At 60.1% G+C, this 22850-nt stretch carries 20 protein-coding genes and 1 tRNA gene; 11 read left to right on the forward strand and 10 right to left on the reverse strand.

What is annotated here, in order from left to right; translation table 11 throughout:
* From IBX54_RS04870 to IBX54_RS04885, 4 genes are all read right to left on the reverse strand, one after another.
* Positions 1-840, reverse strand: an 840-nt coding sequence (locus tag IBX54_RS04870; protein ID WP_296541540.1) for a molybdopterin molybdotransferase MoeA, incomplete at its 3' end; no start/stop codon positions are given.
* Positions 837-1472 carry a molybdenum cofactor guanylyltransferase MobA gene (mobA, locus tag IBX54_RS04875; protein WP_296541541.1) on the reverse strand — a complete coding sequence of 212 codons (636 nt, stop codon included), beginning with the start codon at positions 1470-1472 and terminating at the stop codon, positions 837-839. The genes mobA and IBX54_RS04870, both read right to left, overlap by 4 nt.
* Positions 1473-1480: 8 nt before the next feature.
* Positions 1481-2641 (reverse strand): GTP 3',8-cyclase MoaA, encoded by a 1161-nt coding sequence (gene moaA, locus IBX54_RS04880; RefSeq protein ID WP_296541558.1) that lies wholly within the window; start codon positions 2639-2641, stop codon positions 1481-1483.
* Positions 2642-2737: 96 nt separating this feature from the next.
* Positions 2738-4807, reverse strand: coding sequence for a sodium-translocating pyrophosphatase (locus IBX54_RS04885; protein ID WP_296541542.1), 2070 nt, complete (start codon positions 4805-4807; stop codon positions 2738-2740).
* 241 nt (positions 4808-5048) lie between these two features.
* On the opposite strand from IBX54_RS04885, the gene ppa reads away from it, so the two are divergent.
* Positions 5049-5585: an inorganic diphosphatase gene (gene ppa / locus IBX54_RS04890; protein WP_296541543.1), complete on the forward strand. Its 537-nt coding sequence runs from the start codon at positions 5049-5051 to the stop codon at positions 5583-5585.
* A gap of 7 nt (positions 5586-5592) precedes the next feature.
* On the forward strand, positions 5593-6447 hold the full coding sequence (locus IBX54_RS04895) for a fumarylacetoacetate hydrolase family protein (RefSeq protein ID WP_296541544.1): 855 nt from the start codon (positions 5593-5595) through the stop codon (positions 6445-6447).
* On the opposite strand, the gene IBX54_RS04900 is transcribed toward IBX54_RS04895, so the two are convergent.
* Positions 6392-7663 (reverse strand): GNAT family N-acetyltransferase, encoded by a 1272-nt coding sequence (locus tag IBX54_RS04900; protein WP_296541545.1) that lies wholly within the window; start codon positions 7661-7663, stop codon positions 6392-6394. The genes IBX54_RS04895 and IBX54_RS04900 overlap by 56 nt on opposite strands.
* A gap of 15 nt (positions 7664-7678) precedes the next feature.
* On the opposite strand from IBX54_RS04900, the gene IBX54_RS04905 reads away from it, so the two are divergent.
* Positions 7679-9355 carry an NAD+ synthase gene (locus IBX54_RS04905; protein ID WP_296541546.1) on the forward strand — a complete coding sequence of 559 codons (1677 nt, stop codon included), beginning with the start codon at positions 7679-7681 and terminating at the stop codon, positions 9353-9355.
* Between the two features lie 51 nt (positions 9356-9406).
* Complete coding sequence (locus tag IBX54_RS04910; protein WP_296541547.1) at positions 9407-9745, forward strand: P-II family nitrogen regulator; 339 nt, start codon at positions 9407-9409, stop codon at positions 9743-9745.
* Between the two features lie 27 nt (positions 9746-9772).
* Here the strand turns inward: IBX54_RS04910 and IBX54_RS04915 are convergent, their stop codons facing one another.
* Positions 9773-10267, reverse strand: a complete 495-nt coding sequence (locus IBX54_RS04915) for an RDD family protein (RefSeq protein WP_296541548.1) — start codon at positions 10265-10267, stop codon at positions 9773-9775.
* Positions 10268-10556: 289 nt separating this feature from the next.
* Here IBX54_RS04915 and IBX54_RS04920 point away from each other — a divergent pair, with 289 nt between their 5' ends.
* From IBX54_RS04920 to pbpG, 6 genes are all read left to right on the forward strand, one after another.
* Complete coding sequence (locus tag IBX54_RS04920) at positions 10557-12368, forward strand: acetolactate synthase 3 catalytic subunit (protein ID WP_296541549.1); 1812 nt, start codon at positions 10557-10559, stop codon at positions 12366-12368.
* Positions 12369-12370: 2 nt separating this feature from the next.
* A complete protein-coding gene (gene ilvN, locus IBX54_RS04925) occupies positions 12371-12862 on the forward strand; it encodes an acetolactate synthase small subunit (RefSeq protein ID WP_296541550.1) in 492 nt (163 codons plus the stop codon).
* Positions 12863-12948: 86 nt separating this feature from the next.
* Complete coding sequence (ilvC, locus tag IBX54_RS04930; protein ID WP_296541551.1) at positions 12949-13965, forward strand: ketol-acid reductoisomerase; 1017 nt, start codon at positions 12949-12951, stop codon at positions 13963-13965.
* Between the two features lie 119 nt (positions 13966-14084).
* The gene (gene pssA, locus IBX54_RS04935; protein WP_296541559.1) at positions 14085-14855 is read left to right on the forward strand and encodes a CDP-diacylglycerol--serine O-phosphatidyltransferase; all 771 of its coding nucleotides are present in this window, start codon (positions 14085-14087) and stop codon (positions 14853-14855) included.
* 221 nt (positions 14856-15076) lie between these two features.
* Complete coding sequence (locus tag IBX54_RS04940) at positions 15077-16615, forward strand: 2-isopropylmalate synthase (protein ID WP_296541552.1); 1539 nt, start codon at positions 15077-15079, stop codon at positions 16613-16615.
* Between the two features lie 226 nt (positions 16616-16841).
* Positions 16842-17771, forward strand: coding sequence for a D-alanyl-D-alanine endopeptidase (gene pbpG, locus IBX54_RS04945; RefSeq protein WP_367141811.1), 930 nt, complete (start codon positions 16842-16844; stop codon positions 17769-17771).
* Here pbpG and IBX54_RS04950 read toward each other — a convergent pair whose 3' ends face one another.
* From IBX54_RS04950 to aat, 3 genes are read right to left on the reverse strand one after another with little or no spacing between them, the layout of a single operon-like run.
* Positions 17772-18560 carry an IclR family transcriptional regulator gene (locus IBX54_RS04950; RefSeq protein WP_296541554.1) on the reverse strand — a complete coding sequence of 263 codons (789 nt, stop codon included), beginning with the start codon at positions 18558-18560 and terminating at the stop codon, positions 17772-17774.
* A gap of 51 nt (positions 18561-18611) precedes the next feature.
* Complete coding sequence (locus IBX54_RS04955; protein WP_296541555.1) at positions 18612-19361, reverse strand: arginyltransferase; 750 nt, start codon at positions 19359-19361, stop codon at positions 18612-18614.
* Positions 19358-20122 carry a leucyl/phenylalanyl-tRNA--protein transferase gene (aat, locus tag IBX54_RS04960; protein ID WP_296541556.1) on the reverse strand — a complete coding sequence of 255 codons (765 nt, stop codon included), beginning with the start codon at positions 20120-20122 and terminating at the stop codon, positions 19358-19360. The genes IBX54_RS04955 and aat overlap by 4 nt, the downstream gene beginning before the upstream one ends.
* A 65-nt stretch (positions 20123-20187) precedes the next feature.
* On the opposite strand from aat, the gene IBX54_RS04965 reads away from it, so the two are divergent.
* Positions 20188-20264: transfer RNA gene (locus IBX54_RS04965), tRNA-Pro, on the forward strand.
* A 51-nt stretch (positions 20265-20315) separates the two neighbouring features.
* On the opposite strand, the gene mutS is transcribed toward IBX54_RS04965, so the two are convergent.
* The coding region (gene mutS, locus IBX54_RS04970; protein ID WP_296541557.1) for a DNA mismatch repair protein MutS at positions 20316-22850 on the reverse strand (2535 nt) is incomplete at its 5' end.

The raw sequence follows: 22850 nt of genomic DNA on the forward strand, positions 1-22850 counted from the left end.
CTTCATCATGGCCTTGGTGTAGTCGGCTTCTCCCACACTCACGCCGCCGCTGGTGATGATGGCATCGGCCTGCAGGGCGGCCTGCACAAAGGCGGCCTCCAGCGCTTCGGGTTGGTCGCGCACCACACCCATGTCGATCACCTCGCAGCCCAGGCGGGTCAGCAAGCCAAACACGGTGTAACGGTTGCTGTCATACACGGCCCCCTCGCGCGACGGCTCGCCCAAGCTCAGGATTTCGTCACCGGTCGAAAAGTAAGCCACTTTCAGGCGGCGTAACACCGGCACCGTGGAGATGCCCAGGCTGGCCACCAGCCCCAGCGCGGCGGGGGTGAGCAAGTCGCCTTTTTGCAATGCCGGCTGGCCTTGCATCAGGTCTTCGCCAAGGCAGCGACGGTTGTCGCCGGCTTGCAGCACGTTTTTGGGCACCGTGACCTGGTCGCCCAAGAGGCTGGCGAACTCTTGCGGGACCACGGTGTCCAGGCCCGCGGGCATGATGGCGCCGGTCATGATCTTGACACACTCGCCCGGCTGAACCGTGCCGCTCCAGGCTTTGCCGGCCAGCGCGGTGCCGATGACTTTCAGACTGAGCGCTGCGTCGGCAGTGAGCTGGGCGCCGTCAAAGGCATAGCCGTCCATGGCCGAGTTGTCGTGCGGCGGCACGCTGATGGGGCTGATGATGTCGGCCGCCAGCACGCGCCCAAGCGCGCCGAAGATGTCGGTTTGTTCCACTTCGGTGACCGCTTCAACCAGCTTGGCCAAAAAGCTGTTGACCATGTCGGCGCTCAGTGCCTGCGGGTCGTAGCCGGCGAGTTCACTGGCTATTTGTTCTAGAGATTTCATGCTGCACGGCTTTCCAGTTGTTGCAACTCGGCCAGCGTGTTGGCGTTGAAAAAGGCCTGCGGGTCGTCGCCGGGTGCATCAAACGCCACCACGGCGGTGGGGTGCAGGGCCGTCCAGGCGTCAATTTTGCGGCCGCCGTCCTGGGTGAAGCGCACCAGGCTTTCCAGCAGTTCGGTGCGCAGCAGGCAAAAAACGGGTTGCGCGCGTACCTGCATGCGGCCGTCTTTGCCGGCCTCGGGGGCAGCCGCCATGGCGATGTCGGCGTCTTCGGCCTCAAGGGCTGCCGCCAGGCGCTGCGCCAGGTCCAGTGGCAGCAGCGGGGTGTCGCAGGGCACCGTCAGCAGGTAAGGGCTTTCGCAGCGCTCCAGCCCGGTCAGAAAGCCAGCCAGCGGACCGGCATAGTCGGCCAGCACATCGGGCCAGACCGGCACGCCAAACGACTCGTAAGCAGCCAGGTTGCGGTTGGCGTTGATCATGACCGCGCCCACGCCGCCGCCCATTTGCAGGCGTGTCAGGGTGTGCAGCGCCAGCGGCAGGCCCATGAAGTTTTGCAAGCCCTTGTCCACCCCGCCCATGCGCGAGCCGCGCCCGCCCGCCAAAATGAGCGCTGTAATGTCTGTTGAATTGATCATCGTGTTTTCTAGCCTCCGATATAGCTCATTTCGACCCGTTTCACAGGGGCGCCCGAATCAAAGGGCATCTGACTGCGCTGTTCGGAATAATTGTCAGCTCTGGCCTGCCAGATGTGGCCGACGGCGCTGGCCAGGTCGGCATCAGACGCCTGGCCGCGAACCAGGCTGCGCAGGTCGTAGCCTTGAGAAGCAAACAGGCACAGGTACAACTGACCCTCGGTGGACAGCCGGGCGCGGTTGCATTCGCCGCAAAAAGCCTGGGTCACGCTGCTGATCACGCCAATTTCGCCGGCCGCCGGGTCGTGCCGGCCTGTAGCGTCGGCATAACCCCAGCGCGAGGCGGTCTCGCCCGGGTTGCTGGGTTCAAGCTGCACCAGCGGCAGCTCTGACCCGATCAACTGCACCACTTCGGCGGAGGGCATGACCTCGTCCATGCGCCAGCCATTGGTGGCACCCACGTCCATGTACTCGATGAAGCGCAGCACCATGCCGCTGTCTTTAAAGTAGCGCGCCATTGGCAGAATTTCCTGCTCATTGGTGCCGCGTTTGACTACCATGTTGATCTTGATCGGCCCCAGGCCCGCGGCGCGCGCTGCGGCAATGCCTTCGAGCACGTTGGCCACCGGAAAATCGACGTCGTTCATGCTGCGAAAAACCGCATCGTCGAGCCCGTCCAGGCTCACGGTGACGCGTTGCAACCCGGCGTCCTTCAAGGCCCGGGCTTTGCGCGCCAGCAGCGAGCCGTTGGTGGTCAGCGTCAGGTCGAGCGGCTGCCCCTCTGGCGTGCGCAGGCTGGCAAGTTGCGCCACCAGTTGCTCAAGGTTTTTGCGCAGCAGCGGCTCGCCACCGGTGAGGCGAATTTTTTGCACCCCGTGCGCCACGAAGATCCGGGCCAGACGCGTGATTTCTTCAAAGCTCAGCAGGTCAGCATGTTTGAGGTAGGGGTAGTCGGTGCCAAAAATCTCCTTGGGCATGCAGTAGTTGCAGCGAAAGTTGCAGCGGTCGGTGACGCTGATGCGCAGGTCGCGCAAGGACCGGCCGCGCGTGTCGGCCAGCAGGCCGTTGGCATGCAGACGCTTGGCCGGATCAACGCTCGCAGGGGGTACGGCCAGGCCGGTGGGCCGCACATTCATCAGGGGGATGACGCGGTGGGTGTCTCGATCAGTCATTGTGTTCATGCAGGCTTTTGCCTTAAGTGGTGGCGAATTTTGGCATGAATAAAAAAACCCGCCGAGGCGGGTTCTTCTTATTGGGCTACTTACCGTCTAGGCGCCGTGGATTTTCATCATCACCGGCACGATCAGCAGCGCCACGATGTTGATGATCTTGATCAGCGGGTTGATGGCCGGGCCGGCGGTGTCTTTGTAGGGGTCGCCCACGGTGTCGCCGGTCACGGCGGCCTTGTGCGCCTCTGAGCCTTTGCCGCCAAAGTTGCCGTCTTCAATGTACTTCTTGGCATTGTCCCAGGCGCCGCCGCCAGTGCACATCGAGATTGCCACAAACAGACCGGTCACGATGGTGCCCATCAGCAGACCGCCCAACGCGGCCGGGCCGAGGATCAGACCGACCAGGATCGGCACCACCACGGGCAGCAGGCTCGGGATCATCATTTCCTTGATGGCCGCGGTGGTCAGCATGTCAACGGCGGTGTCGTACTCGGGCTTGGCCGTGCCTTCCATGATGCCCTTGATGTCGCGGAACTGGCGGCGCACTTCCACCACCACGGCACCGGCAGCGCGACCCACGGCTTCCATGGCCATGGCACCGAACAGGTAGGGAATCAGGCCGCCGATGAACAGGCCAATGATGACCATCGGGTTGCTCAGGTCGAAGGTGATGTGCGTGCCATACACGTCAAGCTTGTGGGTGTAGTCGGCAAACAGCACCAGCGCGGCCAGGCCGGCCGAACCAATGGCATAACCCTTGGTGACGGCCTTGGTGGTGTTGCCCACAGCGTCCAGCGGGTCGGTGATGTCGCGCACGCTGCTGGGCATCTCGGACATTTCGGCAATGCCACCGGCGTTGTCGGTGATGGGGCCGTAGGCGTCGAGTGCGACCACGATACCGGCCATGCTGAGCATCGAGGTGGCGGCGATGGCAATGCCGTACAGGCCGCCGAGCGCGTAAGCGGTGTAAATGGCCAAGCAGACGAACAGCACCGGCCAGGCGGTGGAGCGCATCGACACACCCAGACCGGCGATGATGTTGGTGCCGTGGCCGGTCGTGGAGGCTTCAGCGATGTGCTTGACCGGCTGGTATTGCGTGCCGGTGTAGTACTCGGTGATGACGACCAGCGCGGCGGTCAAGATCAGGCCAACGGCGCAGGCACCAAAGAGGGCCATCTGGCTGCCGGATGCCTTGATCGCATTGTCAGGAATCAGCCACTGCGTGACAAAGAAGAAGGCGATCAGCGACAGCACGCCAGCCACAGCCAGGCCCTTGTAAAGTGCCGGCATCACGTTTCTCATGCCGGGCGTGGCCTTGACAAAGAAGCAGCCAATGATGGATGCCACGATCGACACCGCACCGAGCGCCAGTGGATAAACCACCGCATTCATGCCGGCGCTGGTCAGAAGCAGCGCGCCCAGCACCATGGTGGCGATCAGCGTGACGGCGTAGGTCTCGAACAGGTCGGCGGCCATACCGGCGCAGTCGCCCACGTTGTCGCCCACGTTGTCGGCAATCACCGCCGGGTTGCGTGGGTCGTCTTCGGGAATGCCGGCCTCGACCTTGCCGACCAGGTCGGCGCCGACGTCAGCGCCCTTGGTGAAAATGCCACCGCCCAAACGGGCAAAGATGGAGATCAGCGAGGAGCCAAAGGCAAAACCGATCAATGGGTTGAGCATTTGCGCCAGATTCTTGTCAGGCGTCAGGTTGCCGTTGCCGATCAGGAACCAGAAGAAGCCGGTCACGCCCAGCAGGCCCAGGCCGACCACCAGCATGCCGGTGATGGCGCCGCCCCGGAAAGCCACGTCCAGTGCCGGGCCAATGCCCTTGGTGGCGGCCTGGGCTGTGCGCACGTTGGCGCGCACCGACACGTTCATGCCGATGAAACCGCAGGCGCCCGAGAGCACCGCACCGATGATGAAGCCGACCGCGCTCAGGCCGTCCAGAAATACGCCAATCAGGATGGTCAGCACGATGCCAACCACAGCAATGGTTTTGTATTGTCGAGCGAGGTAGGCTGCCGCACCGGTTTGAATGGCGGTGGCAATTTCTTGCATCCGGGCATTGCCTGCGTCCTGGGAAAGAATCCAGCTTCGGGCCCAAAAGCCGTAGCCGACGGCGATCAAGCCGCAGATAAGCGCCAAGATCAGCGCTGAGTTGCCTGCCATGAATGTATCTCCTGTCTGTTGTTTCGCGAGGTGGTGATGCAACGCATGTCGGCATCACCGCTGCGTTGCTTCCTCACTGTTGTATCTTGATGTACAGCGAGAGTGATTGGGCAACGCGCGGACTATAACGCCAAATCAAAGCCAATTGCACCATCCGCAAGTGGTAAGTAAGTAAAATCGGGGTTAATCCTGACTGTTTCTGCTCTACCTCAAACCATAACCTTTACATAAGGCGAAAACAATGTCTTTAGATAACGTCACCCCCGGCCCAAAAGCTCCCGAAGAATTCAACGTGATCATCGAAATCCCGATGAATGCCGACCCGGTGAAGTATGAAGTGGACCACGACACCCACGCGATTTTTGTCGATCGCTTCATGAGCACGTCGATGCACTACCCGACCAACTATGGCTATGTGCCGCACACCATCAGCGGCGACGGCGACCCTGTCGATGTGCTCGTGATCACGCCCGTGCCCCTGATTCCTGGTGTGGTCGTGACCTGCCGCGCCGTCGGGATTCTTAAAATGGAAGACGAAGCTGGCATGGACGGCAAGGTGCTGGCTGTGCCGATCGACAAGATTTTGTCGCTCTACACCCGCTGGCAAAAACCCGAAGACCTGAGCCCGTTCCGCCTCAAGACCATTGCCCACTTTTTCGAGCATTACAAAGACCTCGAAGCCAACAAGTGGGTCAAGATTCTGGGCTGGGAAGGCCCCGAGTCTGCCAAAAAGGAAATCATGGACGGCGTTGCCAACTACAACGCCACCGAAAAATAAGTCAGTCATGAAGTTGCTGCGCTACGGGCCACCGGGTCAGGAAAAGCCGGGCGTGCTGGACGCTCAGGGTCGGGTTCGGGATTTGAGCGGTGTGGTGGCTGATATAGCCGGCCCCGCGCTGCTGCCCGCCAGCCTCGATAAATTGCGTCGCCTCACGCTGGAAGATTTACCGCTGGTGGCTGGTACGCCGCAGCAAGACCTGCGCCTGGGCGCGTGCGTCGGGCAGGTGGGTAAATGCATCGGCATTGGCTTGAACTATGCCGACCATGCGGCCGAATCCGGCTTGCCGGTGCCGCCCGAGCCGGTGGTGTTCAACAAATGGACCAGCGCGCTGTGCGGGCCTGATGATGCGGTGCAAATTCCGCGTGGCTCGGTCAAGACCGACTGGGAGGTCGAGCTGGCCGTGGTCATTGGCCAGGGCGGGCGCTATATTGAAGAGGCAAACGCGCTGGCGCATGTGGCCGGCTACGCCGTGATGAACGATGTCTCGGAGCGCGACTACCAGCTCAACCGCAGCGGCACCTGGGACAAGGGCAAGGGCTTTGACAGCTTTGGCCCGCTGGGGCCGTGGCTGGTGACCGCTGACGAGGTGCCCGATCCCAACCAGTTGGCGCTCTGGCTCGACGTGGACGGTCAGCGCATGCAAAACGGCAGTACCGCCACCATGGTCTATCGGGTGCCGTTTTTGGTGAGCTACCTGAGCCGCTTCATGAGCCTGCAAAGCGGCGATGTGATCAGCACCGGCACGCCGCCCGGCGTCGGCATGGGACGCAAACCACCGGTATTTTTGCGCGCAGGCCAGACTATCAGCTTGGGTGTGCAGGGGCTCGGGCTTCAGACGCAGCGCACGGTGCAGCTCTGAGTTCCGACTTCAGTGGGCTGTGCTGCGCAAGGTCTGCCACATAGCCCTGAATACCTTCGCGTTCGGCACTTAAATAACGCCCGACCGCCGCCATGAATTGCGGTTGCGCCAGCCAATGCGCGCTGCTCGTGGTGACCGGCAACAACGCGCGCGCCAGCTTGTGCTCGCCCTGGGCGCCGCCCTCAAAACGCTGGTAGCCGTTGGCAATGCACCATTGCAGCGGTTGGTAATAGCAGGCTTCAAAGTGCAGGCAGTCAACCCGTTCCAGCGCGCCCCAATAGCGGCCATAGGCGACACGGTCAACTGCGTGGGTATTTGCCCGACTGGCAGCAGCCACACAACTGGCGTTCAGGGCAATCAAGCTGGCGGCAATGGCCCGGCCACCGCGCTCGGCGATAAATAGCAACCAGTCTTCAGGCATGGTGTTGGCCATGCGGCTGAAGAAGTCGCGGTTCAGGTAGGGCGCGTTGCCATGCTCCAGATAGGTGCGCTCGTAGCACTGGTAGAAAAAGTCCCAGTCCCCCGCGCTGATCTGGCGGCCTTCCCGTATCCGAAAGCTGACCCCGGTGTCTGCCACCTTGCGCCGTTCCTGGCGAATCTTCTTGCGTTTTTCGGCAGTCAGTTGTGTCAGAAATGCATCAAAGTCGGCATACCCCGGCGCGCTGTTGTGCCAGTGAAATTGCACCGTGTGGCGCAGCAGCAGGCCCGAGGCTTTAAAGGCAGCCAGGTCTTCATCAGCGGCAAACAGGCTGTGCAAACCCGAGAGTTGCTGGTGCTGGCACCAGTTCAGCATCAGCGCGGCCAGCTGCTCGCGCCCGGCCTGGCTGCGCGCCAGCAAGCGGGCCCCTGGCACCGGGGTAAACGGCACGGCGCACAGCGCCTTCGGGTAATAGGCCAGGCCGTGCTCGGCGTAGGCATTGGCCCAGGCCCAGTCAAACACGTACTCGCCATGCGAGTGGGTCTTGAGGTACAGCACGCCGGCAGCACACAGTTCGCCCTGGCACTCGAGCAGGAAAAATCTTGGCGTCCAACCGGTGTCGGGCGAGGCACTGCCACTGGCATGCAAGGCGTTCAAATACGCATGGCGCATGAACGGGGTGGCTTGGCGTTGCTTGAATAACAGAGCGTCCCAGGCGCTGGCATCCACGTCGGCAGGCGAATCAAGTACCCGGATGACATAATCGTTTTCAGTGTCTGTTGTTTTACTGTTGATCATTTCCTTGTACTTTTCATGACTCTCAAAATTTATGTTGCCCAACTCAATCTGGTGGTGGGCGATTTGACCGGAAATGCCAAAAAAATCGTAACTGCGGCGCAAACTGCTTACCAGCAGGGCGCGCGCCTGGTGCTGACACCCGAGCTGTCGATTTGCGGCTATGCGGCTGAAGACCTGTTTTTGCGCCACGCCTTCATCAGCGCCTGCGATGATGCCGTGAAAGCGGTGGCGGCTGCGCTTGCTGATTTGAAAGACCTTTGCGTCGTGGTGGGTCACCCCACCGGCGGCGACCAGCGCACCCGCTCGGTGGCGGTGCCCAGCCGCTTCAACGCCGCCAGCGTGCTGTGCGAGGGCCGGGTGCTGGCCAGCTGCGCCAAGCGTGAGCTGCCCAATTACCAGGTGTTTGATGAGCGACGCTATTTCACGCCAGGTACTGGGGCTTGCGTGTTCGAGGCAGGCGAGGCCGGCCACAAGCGCAAGGTGGGGCTGCTGATTTGTGAAGATGCCTGGTATGTCAGTCCGGCGCGCGAGACGGCTCAGGCCGGTGCCGAGCTGCTGGTGGTGATCAACGCGTCGCCATTTCACGTCGGCAAAGGCGACGAGCGCGAGCAGATGATGCGCCAGCGCGTGCTGGCTTGCGGCTTGCCGCTGGTGTATGCGCATCTGGTGGGCGGCCAGGACGAGGTGGTGTTCGAAGGCCGCTCCTTTGCGCTGAACGTGGATGGCTCAATCGCCGGGCGCGCGCCCAGCTTCGTTGAGACCGGTTTGATGGTTGAGGTCAACCAGACATTGGGCGCGCTGCATTTGTCCGCCACGATCGCCCCGCAGCGCACGCCCGACGCCGACTTGTGGGATGCCCTGGTGCTCGGGGTGCGCGATTACATCGATAAAAACGGTTTTCCCGGCGTGTTGCTGGGCTTGTCGGGCGGCATCGACTCGGCGCTGGTGCTGGCCATTGCCGTCGATGCGCTGGGCCGGGAACGGGTGCGCACCGTGATGATGCCATCGCCCTACACCGCAGACATCAGCTGGATTGACGCGCGCGACATGGCTGCGCGCCTGGGGGTGCGCTACGACGAGCTGTCGATCGTGCCCGAGTTTGAGGCCTTCAAGGCCACGCTCGCCGATGAATTCAAGGGCCTGGCCGAAGACACCACTGAGGAAAACATCCAGGCGCGCATCCGCGGCACCTTGCTGATGGCGCTAAGCAACAAATTTGGCAGCATTGTGCTCACCACTGGCAACAAGTCCGAAATGGCGACCGGCTATTGCACCCTGTACGGCGACATGGCGGGCGGTTTTGCCGTCATCAAGGACCTGGCCAAAACCACGGTTTTTCGCCTCGCCCGCTGGCGCAACGCGCACGACCCGTACGGCACCGGGCAGGCGCCCATCCCCGAGCGCATCATCACGCGCCCGCCCAGCGCCGAATTGCGCCCCGACCAGACCGACCAGGACAGTCTGCCGCCCTACGAGGTGCTGGATGCGATTCTGGAGCGCTACATGGAAAACGACGAGAGCATCGAGCAGCTGATTGCCGACGGCTTTGCTGCGGCCGATGTCGAGCGGGTGACGCGCCTGATCAAGATCAACGAATACAAGCGGCGCCAGTCGCCGGTGGGGATTCGCGTGACGCACCGCAGCTTTGGCAAGGATTGGCGTTATCCTATTACCAACCGTTTTCGGGCCTGAGTGCCCGTTCAGCAGCCCGCCTGCTCACTCTCTTTTTCATTGAGGTACACCATGAAACAAATCACCGCCATTGTCAAACCCTTCAAGCTGGAAGAAGTGCGCGAAGCGCTGGCCGAATGTGGCGTGACAGGTCTGACGGTGACTGAAGTCAAGGGTTTTGGCCGCCAGAAGGGTCACACCGAGCTCTACCGTGGCGCCGAATACGTGGTCGATTTTTTACCCAAGGTGAAAATTGAGGTTGTAGTGAAAACCGACGACCTCGAGCGCTGCGTCGATGCCATCGTGAAGGCCGCCCAGACCGGCAAGATTGGTGACGGCAAGATTTTTATCACCGCCGTGGAGCGCGTGGTGCGCATTCGCACCGGCGAGCTCGACGAATCTGCCATTTGACGCAGGCACCCCGTTTGGGCGACTGCGTCAGGCCTTGGGCGGGCTGGTGTCCACCAGTTGAGTGCCGGCCAACGCGTCATGCCAAAACTGCTGGCGCGGATGAAAACGGCTCAGGACGGCCCAAACTGCAATCCAGCCGACAAAAATGACGATGGTTTCACCCGCCCTGAGCTCAAACCCCCAGGACACCACCAGCGGCGGCAAAAACCACAGCCAGCTCCACAGGTAGCGCAACAAGGCGCGGCCCTGTGTCAAGGGTTGGCCCGAGCGGTCCAGCACGCGGATATGCCAGGTTTTCATGGCCAGGGTCTGGCCTTTGGACCACAGCCAGACAAAGTAAATGCCGAAGATGACAAACAAAAATGCCTGTAGCGCGTGGCGGTTGTCCATGGCGTTTTTGGTCTGGCTCAGGGTGCCAAACAGGTAGCCGGCAATAAAGACCACGCCGAACAACAGCATGCCTTCGTAAAGCCAGCAGGCCATGCGGCGGAGCAGGCTGGGAGTTGGGTAGGGAAAGGGCATGGGGTTGGTAGCGTGAATGCAGTTGAGGAGAACTTTCAGCGGAAAAGCGAAATAGGTAAGGCCTGCACAGCGCCAGAAAAGTGTGGAATTATTGCATTGCCAAGTCTTCAGCCGTCGGCGCTGCTTGACAAGTGCCATAATACCGCCTGCAAATTAAAGCAAACGGGTCAAGGTCCGGCGCAAGAATCAGTGCGCTTATGGTTTTGGCCTTAAGTTTTGGCGCAACACCACAAGTGTTTGCAAAGAAGCACCCAAGGTATTTCGTTAGAGAAATTCACAAAGGTTCATCATGGAAATCGCAAAAGCCGAAGTCGTTTCGGTGTCAAACTCATCAAATTCTCATTCTCCTGCCAAGGCCAAGACTGCTGCAACGGCTGCTGAGCACGAACTCCGCGGCGCAGAAATCCTGGTCAAGGCGCTGCAAGCCGAAGGCGTCAAATACGTTTGGGGTTACCCCGGTGGTGCCGTGCTGCACATTTACGACGCCTTTTTCAAGCAGGACACCATCCAGCATGTGCTGGTGCGCCACGAGCAGGCCGCTGTGCATGCGGCTGACGGCTACGCCCGCGCCACGGGTGACGTGGGTGTGGCGCTGGTTACTTCCGGCCCCGGCGTGACCAATGCCGTGACCGGCATTGCCACCGCGTACATGGACAGCATCCCGATGGTGATCGTGTCGGGCCAGGTACCGACCCAAGCCATTGGCATGGACGCGTTTCAGGAATGCGACACCGTGGGCATCACGCGCCCGGTGGTCAAGCACAATTTTCTGGTCAAGGACGCACGCGACCTGGCCGATACCATGAAAAAGGCGTTCCATATCGCACGCAGCGGCCGCCCCGGCCCGGTGGTGGTGGACATTCCGAAAGACGTGTCGTTCAAAAAAGTGCCTTACCACGGTTACCCGCAGACCATTGAAATGCGCTCTTACAACCCGGTACGCAAAGGCCACGGCGGTCAGATTCGCAAGGCCTTGCAATTGTTGCTGGCAGCCAAGCGCCCCTACATTTACACCGGTGGTGGTGTGCTGCTGAGCAATGCCTCGGCCGAATTGCGCCAGTTGGTCGATATGCTGGGCTACCCCTGCACCAACACCCTGATGGGCCTGGGCGCTTACCCGGCCAGCGATCGCAAGTTCTTGGGCATGCTGGGCATGCACGGCACCGTGGAAGCCAACAATGCCATGCAAAACTGCGACGTGCTGCTGGCAGTTGGCGCGCGTTTTGATGACCGCGTCATTGGTAACCCCAAGCACTTTGCCCAAAACGAGCGCAAGATCATCCACATCGACATCGACCCGTCTAGCATTTCCAAGCGCGTGCGCGTCGATATTCCGATTGTGGGCGATGTCAAGGACGTGTTGTCCGAGATGATCGCCATGATCAGGGCCGGCACAACCAAGCCCGATGCCAATGCGCTGGGTGCCTGGTGGGACACCATCGAGGGCTGGCGCAAGCGCGACTGCCTCAAGTATGACCACGGTCAAAACGACATCATCAAGCCGCAGTATGTAGTGGAAACACTCTGGAGCATGACCAAAGACGCCGACACCTACATCACCTCGGACGTGGGTCAGCACCAGATGTGGGCCGCGCAGTATTACCGCTTTGACGAGCCCCGGCGCTGGATCAACTCCGGTGGTCTGGGCACCATGGGCGTGGGGCTTCCTTACGCCATGGGCATCAAAATGGCCAAGCCCGACAGCGAGGTTTATTGCATCACGGGCGATGGCTCGGTGCAGATGTGCATCCAGGAACTGTCCACCTGTCTGCAATACAACACCCCCATCAAAATCCTGTCGCTCAATAACCGTTACCTCGGTATGGTCCGGCAGTGGCAGGAGGTGGAGTACGAAGGCCGCTACAGCCACAGTTACATGGACGCGCTGCCCAACTTTGTCAAGCTGGCCGAGGCCTATGGCCACGTCGGCATGCTGATCGAGCGGGCCTCCGATGTGGAGCCGGCACTGCGCGAGGCGCGCAAGCTCAAGGATCGCACGGTGTTCATGGATTTCCGCACCGACCCCACTGAAAACGTGTTCCCGATGGTGCAAGCCGGCAAGGGCATCACCGAAATGCTGCTGAGCGCGGAGGACCTGTAATCATGAAACACATCATTGCTGTACTGCTGGAAAACGAAGCCGGTGCCCTGTCCCGTGTCGTGGGCCTGTTCTCGGCCCGTGGCTACAACATCGAGTCGCTCACGGTGGCACCCACCGAAGATGGCAGCCTGTCGCGCATGACGATCCAGACCACCGGGTCTGATGAAGTCATCGAGCAGATCACCAAGCACCTGAACCGCCTGATTGAAGTTGTCAAGGTGGTCGATCTGACCGAAGGCGCCTACACCGAGCGCGAGCTCATGATGGTCAAGGTGCGCGCGGTGGGCAAGGAGCGCGAGGAAATGAAACGCATGGCAGACATTTTCCGCGGCCGCATCATCGATGTGACCGAGAAAAGCTACACCATCGAGTTGACCGGCGACCAAGTCAAGAACGATGCGTTTTTGGGGGCCATCGAGCACGGTGCCATCCTGGAAACGGTGCGCACCGGCTCCAGCGGCATTGGCCGGGGCGAGCGGATTTTGCGGGTTTAGTTTTTAGTCAGTTGAGGACAGAGCAAATTTGCTTCGCAAATCTTGGTCTGTCCCGCAAGTTTATTAATTTTTAAACGGAGTGAGCGATGAAAGTTTTTTACGACAAAGATTGTGATCTGAGCCTGATCAAGGGCAAGACAGTAGCCATCATCGGTTACGGCAGCCAGGGCCATGCGCACGCACAAAACCTCAACGACAGCGGTGTCAAGGTGGTCGTTGGTTTGCGCAAGGGTGGTGCATCGTGGGACAAGGTCGGTAAGGCCGGACTGACCGTGACGGAAGTCAATGATGCCGTCAAGAGTGCTGACGTGGTCATGATTTTGTTGCCCGACGAGCAAATCGGCGAGGTCTATACCAACAATGTGGCACCCAACATCAAACAGGGTGCCTCACTGGTGTTTGCGCACGGTTTCAACGTGCATTACAACCAGGTCGTGCCCCGCGCTGATCTGGATGTGTGGATGGTGGCACCCAAGGCCCCCGGCCACACGGTTCGCAGCACCTACACCCAGGGTGGCGGCGTGCCCCACCTGATCGCCATTCATCAGGACAAGAGCGGCAAGGCGCGCGACCTGGCACTCTCTTACGCCATGGCCAATGGTGGCGGCAAGGCTGGCATCATCGAGACCAGTTTCAAGGAAGAAACCGAGACTGACCTGTTCGGTGAACAAGCCGTGTTGTGCGGTGGTGCCGTCGAGCTGGTCAAGATGGGTTTCGAGACCCTGGTCGAAGCCGGTTACGCCCCCGAGATGGCCTACTTTGAATGCCTGCACGAGCTCAAATTGATCGTTGACTTGATCTACGAAGGCGGCATTGCCAACATGAACTACTCGATCTCCAACAACGCTGAGTATGGCGAGTACGTGACCGGCCCCGAAGTCATCAACGCGCAAAGCCGCGAAGCCATGCGCAATGCCCTCAAGCGCATTCAAAATGGCGACTACGCCAAGTCCTTCATTCTGGAAGGCCGCACCAACTACCCATCCATGACGGCACGCCGTCGCAACATCGCCGATCACCAGATCGAAATCGTTGGCGGCCAGTTGCGCGCCATGATGCCCTGGATCGCCAAAAACAAACTGGTGGACCAGACCCGCAACTAACAGCTCGGTGTTTCCAAAGCAAAGGCTACTTCGGTAGCCTTTGTTATTATGGGCGCCACCCCCGGACGACACGATTGGAAGAAGTGAACACACAGAACACGGATCACGCAGATGGTGTGATGCTCAAGAAGCGTCGCAAAGGCATTTACATCCTGCCCAACCTCTTTACACTGGCAGCACTTTTTGGCGGCTTTTACGCCATCGTGATGGCGATTAACGGCCGTTTTGACCTGGCCGCAGTTGGCGTTTTTTGCGCCATGGTGCTCGACAGTCTGGACGGTCGCGTGGCCCGCATGACCAACACCCAGAGCGCTTTTGGCGAGCAAATGGACTCGCTCTCCGACATGGTTTCGTTCGGTGCCGCGCCTGCCCTGATTGCTTATGTCTGGGCGCTCAAGGGCCTGGGCCGCTGGGGCTGGATCGCAGCGTTTGTCTATTGCGCCTGCGCGGCTTTGCGGCTGGCACGTTTCAACGTCAACACAGCGGTGGTGGACAAGCGCTATTTTCAGGGCTTGCCGTCGCCCGCCGCAGCGGCGCTGGTGGCAGGCTTTATCTGGGTCATGAATGACTTGGGCAGTGCCGGCTCGCAATGGGCCTGGCTCATGTTTGTCATTTGTCTTTATGCGGGACTGACGATGGTAACCAATGTGCCGTTTTACAGTTTCAAGGACATCCAGATGAAACGCAGTGTGCCTTTTGCGGTGATCGTGCTGATTGCCATCGGCATTGCCGTCATCAATATCGATCCGCCGATTGTGATGTTTGGCTTGTTCGTCGTTTACGGGCTGAGCGGCTATGTCGTCTATTTCTGGCGCAAGACCAAAGGGATTCCCACCAGCGTTATCAGCACCTCGACCGACGAGCCTGACGAACGCGGCTTGCACAAATGAGGCGCAACGCCGGCCAAAGCCGGGCGAGCCAAGGCGTGGCCACAAGCTGTGCTATATTGAAGCCATGCATCAATTTTCACTATTGCTAACACTGACGTCTTGCGGGCGGAGTGGGTAGCGCGTGATTGCATCAACCCAAAAAGCCCGTTAGCAGCCGCGACGGGCTTTTTTGTTGCTCCAACCTTTTTAATCGCCTTTGAAACAAGCCCAGGAGAAATGACATGTCAGATAAATTGGTAATTTTTGACACCACCTTGCGTGATGGCGAGCAGTCGCCCGGTGCCTCCATGACCCGTGATGAAAAATTGCGCATTGCCCGGCAACTTGAACGACTGAAAGTCGATGTCATCGAAGCCGGTTTTGCTGCCAGCTCCAACGGTGACTTTGAGGCTATCAAAGCCATTGCACACGCCATCAAGGACTCCACCGTGTGTTCTTTATCGCGTGCCAACGACCGCGACATCACGCTGGCAGCCGACGCGGTGCAAGGCGCCAACCGGGCGCGCATCCACACCTTCATCGCCACCTCGCCGGTGCACATGGAAAAAAAGCTGCGCATGACCCCCGAGCAGGTGCTGGAGCAGGCCAAACAGGCGGTGCGTTTTGCCCGCAATCGCGTGGCCGACATCGAGTTCAGCGCCGAAGACGCCTACCGCAGCGAGGAAGACTTTTTGTGCCGGGTGATTGAGGCCGCGATCAAGGAAGGTGCTGGCACCATCAACGTGCCCGACACCGTGGGTTATGCCATTCCCGAGTTGTACGGCAATTTCATCAAGCGTTTGCGCGAGCGCGTGCCCAATTCCGACAAGGCGATCTGGTCGGTGCATTGCCACAATGACCTCGGCATGGCGGTGGCCAACTCGCTCGCCGGTGTCAAGATTGGCGGCGCGCGCCAGATTGAATGCACCATCAATGGTTTGGGCGAGCGTGCCGGCAACTGCAGCCTCGAAGAAGTGGTGATGGCGGTGCGCACACGGCGCGACTACTTTGATCTGGATGTGGGTGTCGATACCACCCAAATTCTGGCTGCCAGCCGCATGGTGAGCCAGACCACCGGCTTTGTGGTGCAGCCCAACAAGGCGATTGTGGGGGCCAATGCTTTTGCCCACACCGCAGGCATTCACCAGGATGGCATCATGAAAGCGCGCGATACCTACGAGATCATGCGCGCCGAAGACGTGGGCTGGACAGCCAACAAGATGATTCTGGGCAAGCTCAGCGGTCGCAACGCCTTCAAGCAGCGCTTGCAGGAGCTCGGGGTGCAACTTGACAGTGAGGCTGAAGTGAACCTGACTTTTGCCAAGTTCAAGGAGCTCGCTGATCGCAAGAGCGAAATCTTTGACGAAGACATTCTGGCTTTGATCAGCCAGGAAAGCGTGGCCCAGAGCCATGACCAGTATGGTTTTGTCTCTTTGTCGCAGCACAGCGAGACCGGCGAGTTGCCGCAGGCCACGGTGGTCATGACCATTGGCGGCAAGGAAGTGACCGGCACCGCCAACGGCAACGGGCCGGTGGATGCCTCGCTCAAGGCGATTGAAGCAAACGTCAAGAGCGGTGCCGAGATGGTGCTGTACTCGGTCAACGCCATCAGTGGCTCGACCGAAAGCCAGGGCGAGGTGACCGTGCGATTGCAAAGCAATGGCCGCATCGTCAACGGTGTCGGCGCCGACCCTGACATTGTGGTGGCGTCGGCCAAGGCCTACCTGAGCGCGCTGAACAAACTCCAGAGTCAGGCCGAACGGGTATCCGCTCAGGTCTGATGGATGCAAATTAGTTTAACAAAGTGTTGCAAGTACTTGCTGTATCAAGACTTTCGGGTTTAAACTGCACTTCCGCCAAGAGGTAGTTTCAGGAGACGAGTTCATGACAACCGCAAGAAGAGGCTTTTTTTCAAAAAAAACAGTTCGTGGTTTCATTTGTCTTTTGAGTTTGTTGAGCTGGTTCGCGTGGTCGCCGCTCGTTTATGCGGCACCTGCCAAGACGCACGTGAGCAAGCAGAAAAAGACAGCGGTTGTGGCCAAGCGTCGCGTCTCGAAACAGTACGCAGCAGCCAAGAGGCATAAAGCACCTGCCAGGGCAGTGGTGGCGGCCAAGCCATCCTTCGGTCAATTGGCAGGTTTGCAGCGCACGCCCGATGACCTCAATCTCAAATCCAGCGTGGCCTTGGTCATTGACCAGGAAACCCAGGAGGTGCTGTTCAGCAAGAACGACGAGGCCGTTTTGCCCATTGCTTCGCTGACCAAGCTGATGACTGGTTTGGTCATGAGCGAGGCCGATTTGCCCGCGGATGAAATGATCACCATCACCCAACAGGATGTTGATACCGAAAAAGGCAGCCGCTCCAGATTGCGCGTGGGCGCCCGGTTGAGCCGGGGCGAGCTGTTGCACCTGGCACTCATGTCCAGCGAAAACCGCGCGGCCCATGCGCTGGGGCGCACCTATCCTGGCGGCCTGCCGGTTTTTGTCCAGCTGATGAATTACAAGGCGCAATTGCTCGACATGAAAGACACCCGCTATGTGGAGCCCACAGGGCTGTCCAGCAAAAACATGTCAAGTGCGCGTGACCTGGCCAAATTGGTTGATGCCGCACATCAACAGCCCTTGCTGCGCGAGCTGACCACATCGACGGGCTACCAGGTATCGGTGGGCAAACATGTGCTGCAATACAACAACACCAATCGGCTGGTCAAGAACCCGAGCTGGGACATAGGCCTGCAAAAAACCGGCTACATCTCGGAAGCAGGGCGTTGCCTGGTGATGCAGACCAAGGTGGCCGGACGGCAGTTGATCATGATATTCCTGGACTCGGCTGGCAAGCTGAGTCGTTTGGGCGATGCCGAGCGCGTTCGTCGTTGGGTCGAGTCCGCAGCCAATACGGCCATCGTCAAGCCAGACGTGCCGCTGATCGGCGGCTGATCAGGCGGCGCTGCTCATCCGGTAGCCAAGTTGGGCCGAAATCTGCTGGGCCGTGGCTTTAAGTTTGGGCCACCAGGTGTCGTCCAGCCGACCGGCCGGGGCTGAAATCGACAAGCCGGCAATCAGCTTGCCTTGGTCATCCAGAATGCCTGCAGCCATGCAGCGCACGCCAAGTTCCAGTTCTTCGTTGTCGCTGGCGTAGCCGTCCCGGCGGACTTTGGCCAGTTCACGCTCCAGAGCCGGTAGTTGCGTCAGACTGTTTTTGGTGTGACCGCTCAGGCCGGTGCGCAGCGCATAAGCGCGCACTTTTTGTGGCTCATCTGCCGCCAGAAACAACTTGCCCACCGACGTCAGATGCAATGGTGCGCGCCCACCAATGGCCCTGATCACCTGCATGCCCGAGCGCTCGCTGTAGGCGCGTTCCACATAAATGATTTCATCGCCCTGGCGGATGCTGAGGTTGACCGGTTGTTGTGTCAGACGATGCAATTCGCGCATGGCTTCGAGCGCGGCATCGCGCACATTGAGCCGGTTTTTCACCAGATTGCCCAACTCCAGCAAGCGCATGCCAAGACGGTAGCTGCCTGCTTGCGGATGATCGACAAAGCGGCCCAACACCAGGTCGTTCAGGATGCGGTGCGCGGTGGACGGATGCAGGCCGGTCTTGGCACTGATTTCCTTGAGCGAGATGGCTTCGTCCTGGGAGGCCAACACATCCATCAGCGTCATCATGCGTTCAAGGACCTGGATGGTCGGTGTGGCTGAAATGGCAGAGTCAATCTTTCGCATGCGGTATCCTGAAATGAAGCCCGATTTTATCTTGTGAAAATTGTCTGAAGATCACGCGCTGGCATCAGCCATGGCATGCCACTGATTCCGGACAAACAACTCGAACGGCTTAAAGCGGGTTTTGTACGACATTTTTCTGCTGTGTGCCACCCAGTAGCCCAGGTAAAGATATTTCAGGCCCCAGGCGTTTGCCTGGTTGATTTGCCAGAGCACGTTGTAAGTGCCATAACACTGGCCTGGCTCGGGCTCATAAAAGGTGTAAACCGCCGACAGGCCATCGTCGAGCCGGTCAATGATCGACACCATTTTGAGCTTGCCGGGATTGCCGCCAGTCGGTGGCTCCCGGAACTCGACCAGCAGGGAATTCACCTGGCTGTCGATCAGAAAGTCCTGGTACTGCGCAGCATCATCGGCATCCATGCCGCCGCCGCAATGGCGTGCCTGCTGGTAGCGCTGGTAAAGCGCAAAGTGTTCCGCCGAAAAAGACGGTGCCATCTGCACGGCTTGCAGGCCGCCATGCCGTGCCCATGCCCGCCTTTGACTGCGGTCGGGCCGGAACGCCGCCACCGGCAGACGAATCGACTGGCACGCCTGGCAATGATCGCAATGGGGCCGGTAAAAAAACAAACCGCTGCGTCGAAAACCGCTGCGCATCAAAGCCGAGTAGCTGTGCGTGTCGATCAGGTGTGAAGGCGTGGCCACCTGCGAGCGCGCAATTTGCCCGTCAAGGTAACTGCACGGGTAGTTGGCGGTGGCATAAAACTGAAGCGTTTTGAGCGCGTTTTCCTGGGACTGATTCACGCTGAATCCGATCTGACTGTGACGAGTTCGCGCCAGTATAGGGGCTGGAATTGCCAGTTGATAGCGGGGTGCTGGCGCAGTGTTTGAACGCGCTCGATAAACTCGGCTCTTGGTATTTCGTGGGCACCCAAGGATTGCAGATGCGCCGTGTTTTGTTGGCAATCAATTTGGCTGATTTTGTGATGGCGGCACAGGCACACGAGGGCAGCAAGTGCAATTTTGGACGCATCAGCCTGGCGGTAAAACATCGACTCGCCAAACACCGCCCCGCCAATGGCCACGCAATAAAGGCCGCCGACCAGTTCACCCCCGACCCAGGTTTCAAGACTATGCGCCAATCCAGCATGGTGCAGGTCAATGTAGGCGTTGATCATGTCGGGCACGATCCAGGTGCCACTCGCACCATGCCGGGGACTCAACGCGCAGGCCTGAATGACGTCTGCGAATGCGCTATCGATGCGAATTTCGCAAGTTGGATCACGGGCAAATTTTTTCAGTGTTTTTTTCAGCGAAGGATGAAGATTGAATTGGTCCACCTCGAGCACCATGCGTGGCGCCGGGCTCCACCACAGAATGGGTTGGCCAGCACTGAACCACGGAAAAATGCCGTTTTCGTAGGCGCGTTGCAGGGTGCCAACCGATAAATCGGCACCGGCACACAGCAAGCCGGGTGCCGCCGTGCCAGCTCCCCAGGCCGTATCGGCTGGCGGAAAAGCATCGCCGCTGGCAAGCCAGGGCAAAGGCATCATCGTTTCGGTCATGGCTTGCTAATATGGGCAGATCGCATGTCTGAAAGCACGATGTTCAACGTTTACAATAGAAAGGTCGGGGCGTAGCGCAGCCTGGTAGCGCATCTGGTTTGGGACCAGAGGGTCGAAGGTTCGAATCCTTTCGCCCCGACCATCATTTTCAAAGCCTGGAAGTTTTTTGCTTCCAGGCTTTCGTTTTTGGTGCTTATGGCATCGGTTTGGTCCCAACATGGTTCAACTTCTTTAGCTGGTAAAGCGCCTCCAGCGCTTCGCGCGGGCTCAAATCATCGGGGTTGATGGCTTCCAGCGCATTTTCCACCTCGCTCATGGTGACGACTTCGGCCACTGCGGGCAGGTCAAACAAATCGATCTGGGCCTGCTGGGTTGACGCCTGTGCCTCCAGAGCTTCCAGCGTCTGGCGCGCCTGGTTCAGCACCGCTGCCGGCATGCCGGCCAGGCGCGCCACCTGAATGCCATAACTTTTGCTTGCCGGGCCCGGCTGGATTTCGTGCAGGAAAACAATGTTGCGCCCTGATTCGGCAGCGCTCACATGCACGTTGATGGCGCCATGGTGCGTGGCCGGGAACTCGGTCAATTCAAAGTAATGCGTGGCAAACAGGGTGTAGGCCTGGGTTTTGTCATGCAGCTGGGTGGCGATGGCACTGGCCAGCGCCAGGCCGTCAAAGGTGCTGGTGCCGCGGCCAATTTCATCCATCAGCACCAGTGAATTGGGGGTGGCCGCATGCAGAATTTGCGCGGCCTCGGTCATCTCCAGCATGAAGGTTGACTGGGCGTTGGCCAGATCGTCGGCCGCGCCAATGCGGGTGTGGATGGCATCGATCGGCCCCAGCCGGCAGCGCTTGGCCGGCACGTAACTGCCCATGCTGGCCAGCAGCGTGATGACCGCAATTTGCCGCATGTAGGTCGATTTACCGCCCATGTTGGGGCCGGTGATGATCTGCATGCGCTGCTTTGGCCCCAGGTGGGTGTCGTTGGCAATGAAGGCGCCGGCGCTGGTCTCGGCCAGCCGGGCCTGCACCACCGGGTGGCGCCCGGCCTCGATGTCGAGGCAAGGCTCTTTGGCAAACTGGGGGGCGCACCAGTCCAGCGTCAGGCTGCGCTCACTCAGGGCACACAGGGCATCGAGCGTGGCCAGCGCGCGCGCCAGCTCAGTCAATGCCGGCACAAAGGGCTGCAAGTCATCCAGCACTTGTTCGTACAGATACTTTTCGCGCGCCAGCGCGCGCTCCTGGGCGCTGAGCGCCTTGTCTTCAAAGGCCTTGAGTTCGGGGGTGATGAAGCGCTCGGCGTTTTTCAAGGTCTGGCGGCGGCGGTAGTCGTCGGGCACCTTGTCGAGCTGGCCTTGCGACACCTCGATGAAAAAACCATGCACCCGGTTGAATTGCACGCGCAAATTGGCAATGCCGGTGCGGGCTTTTTCGCGGGTTTCCAGGTCCAGCAAAAAGCTGTCGCAGTTGGTCTGGATGGCGCGCAGCTCGTCCAGCTCGGCGTCAAAACCAGCGGCGATGACACCGCCGTCGCGCACCAGCACGGCGGGCTCTGGGGCGATGGCGCGTTGCAACAGCTCGGCGCAGCCAAAAGGGGGCAACAGGCTGGCACCCAAGCTTGTCAAATAGGCCTCAAGCCCTTGCAATACCGGCGCGAGCAGAGCAGTTTTTTGCAGTGTGAGTTGCAAGCCGACCAATTCGCGCGGACGCACCTGGCGCAGCGCAATGCGGGCCGTAATGCGCTCGACATCGGTGCTGCCCTTGAGCTTGTCACGCAGTTTGGCCCAAGGCCCGGCACCGGCCGACGGGGTGGGCCCATCACGCAAGGCGGCAATCGCGCCCAGGCGCTGCTGTGCTTCGGTGCGATCGCGCTTGGGCGACACCAGCCAGCTTTTCAGCAGGCGGCTGCCCATGCCGGTCATGCAGGTGTCGAGCAAAGAGAACAGGGTAGGGCTGTCTTCGCCGCGCAGCGTCTGAAGTAGTTCCAGGTTGCGCCGGGTGCTTTGGGGCAGGTCGATGAGTTCACCCGCGCGTTGCACCCGCACGCGCTGGATGTGCGTGAGCGAGCGGCCCTGGGTGTGCTCGGCGTAGGCCAGCAACGCACTGGCTGCCGCTTGGGCTTGCACCAGGTCTTGCGCTTGCCAGGGCGCCAGGCTGGCGGCTTGCAAATGTTCGAGCAGCTTGCGCTGGCCCAGGCCGGCGTCAAATTGCCAGTCAGGGCGCACCGAGATCGACATGGCACCCGTCACGGGCAGGCTGCGCAGGCGGGCCTCGAAAGCCGGGGTGGCACCGGCGCTAAAGATCAGCTCACCCGGCGCAATCCGGCCCACCCAGTCGGCCAGTTCATCGGGCGCGCATTCGGCCAGGTGCACCTCGCCCTGCGTCACGCTCAGCCAGGCCAGGCCGCAACTGTTGCGTGCGCCCTGGTGCACCGCCAGCAGCATCGACTCGGTCTTGTCGCCCAGCAGTTCCAGGTCGGTTAGCGTGCCGGGCGTCACCACCCGCACCACCTTGCGCTCCACCGGGCCTTTGCTGGTGGCGACATCACCCACCTGCTCGCAAATGGCCACCGATTCACCGAGTTTGATGAGCCGTGCCAGGTAGGTATCGACCGCGTGAAACGGCACGCCCGCCATCACCACCGGCGCACCCGCCGACTGGCCGCGCTGCGTCAGCGTGATGTTGAGCAGGCGCGCGGCTTTTTCGGCGTCGGCAAAAAACAGCTCGTAGAA

The sequence above is a fragment of the Rhodoferax sp. genome, from assembly GCF_014859475.1.
In the GTDB taxonomy this organism is placed as follows: Bacteria; Pseudomonadota; Gammaproteobacteria; order Burkholderiales; family Burkholderiaceae_C; genus Rhodoferax.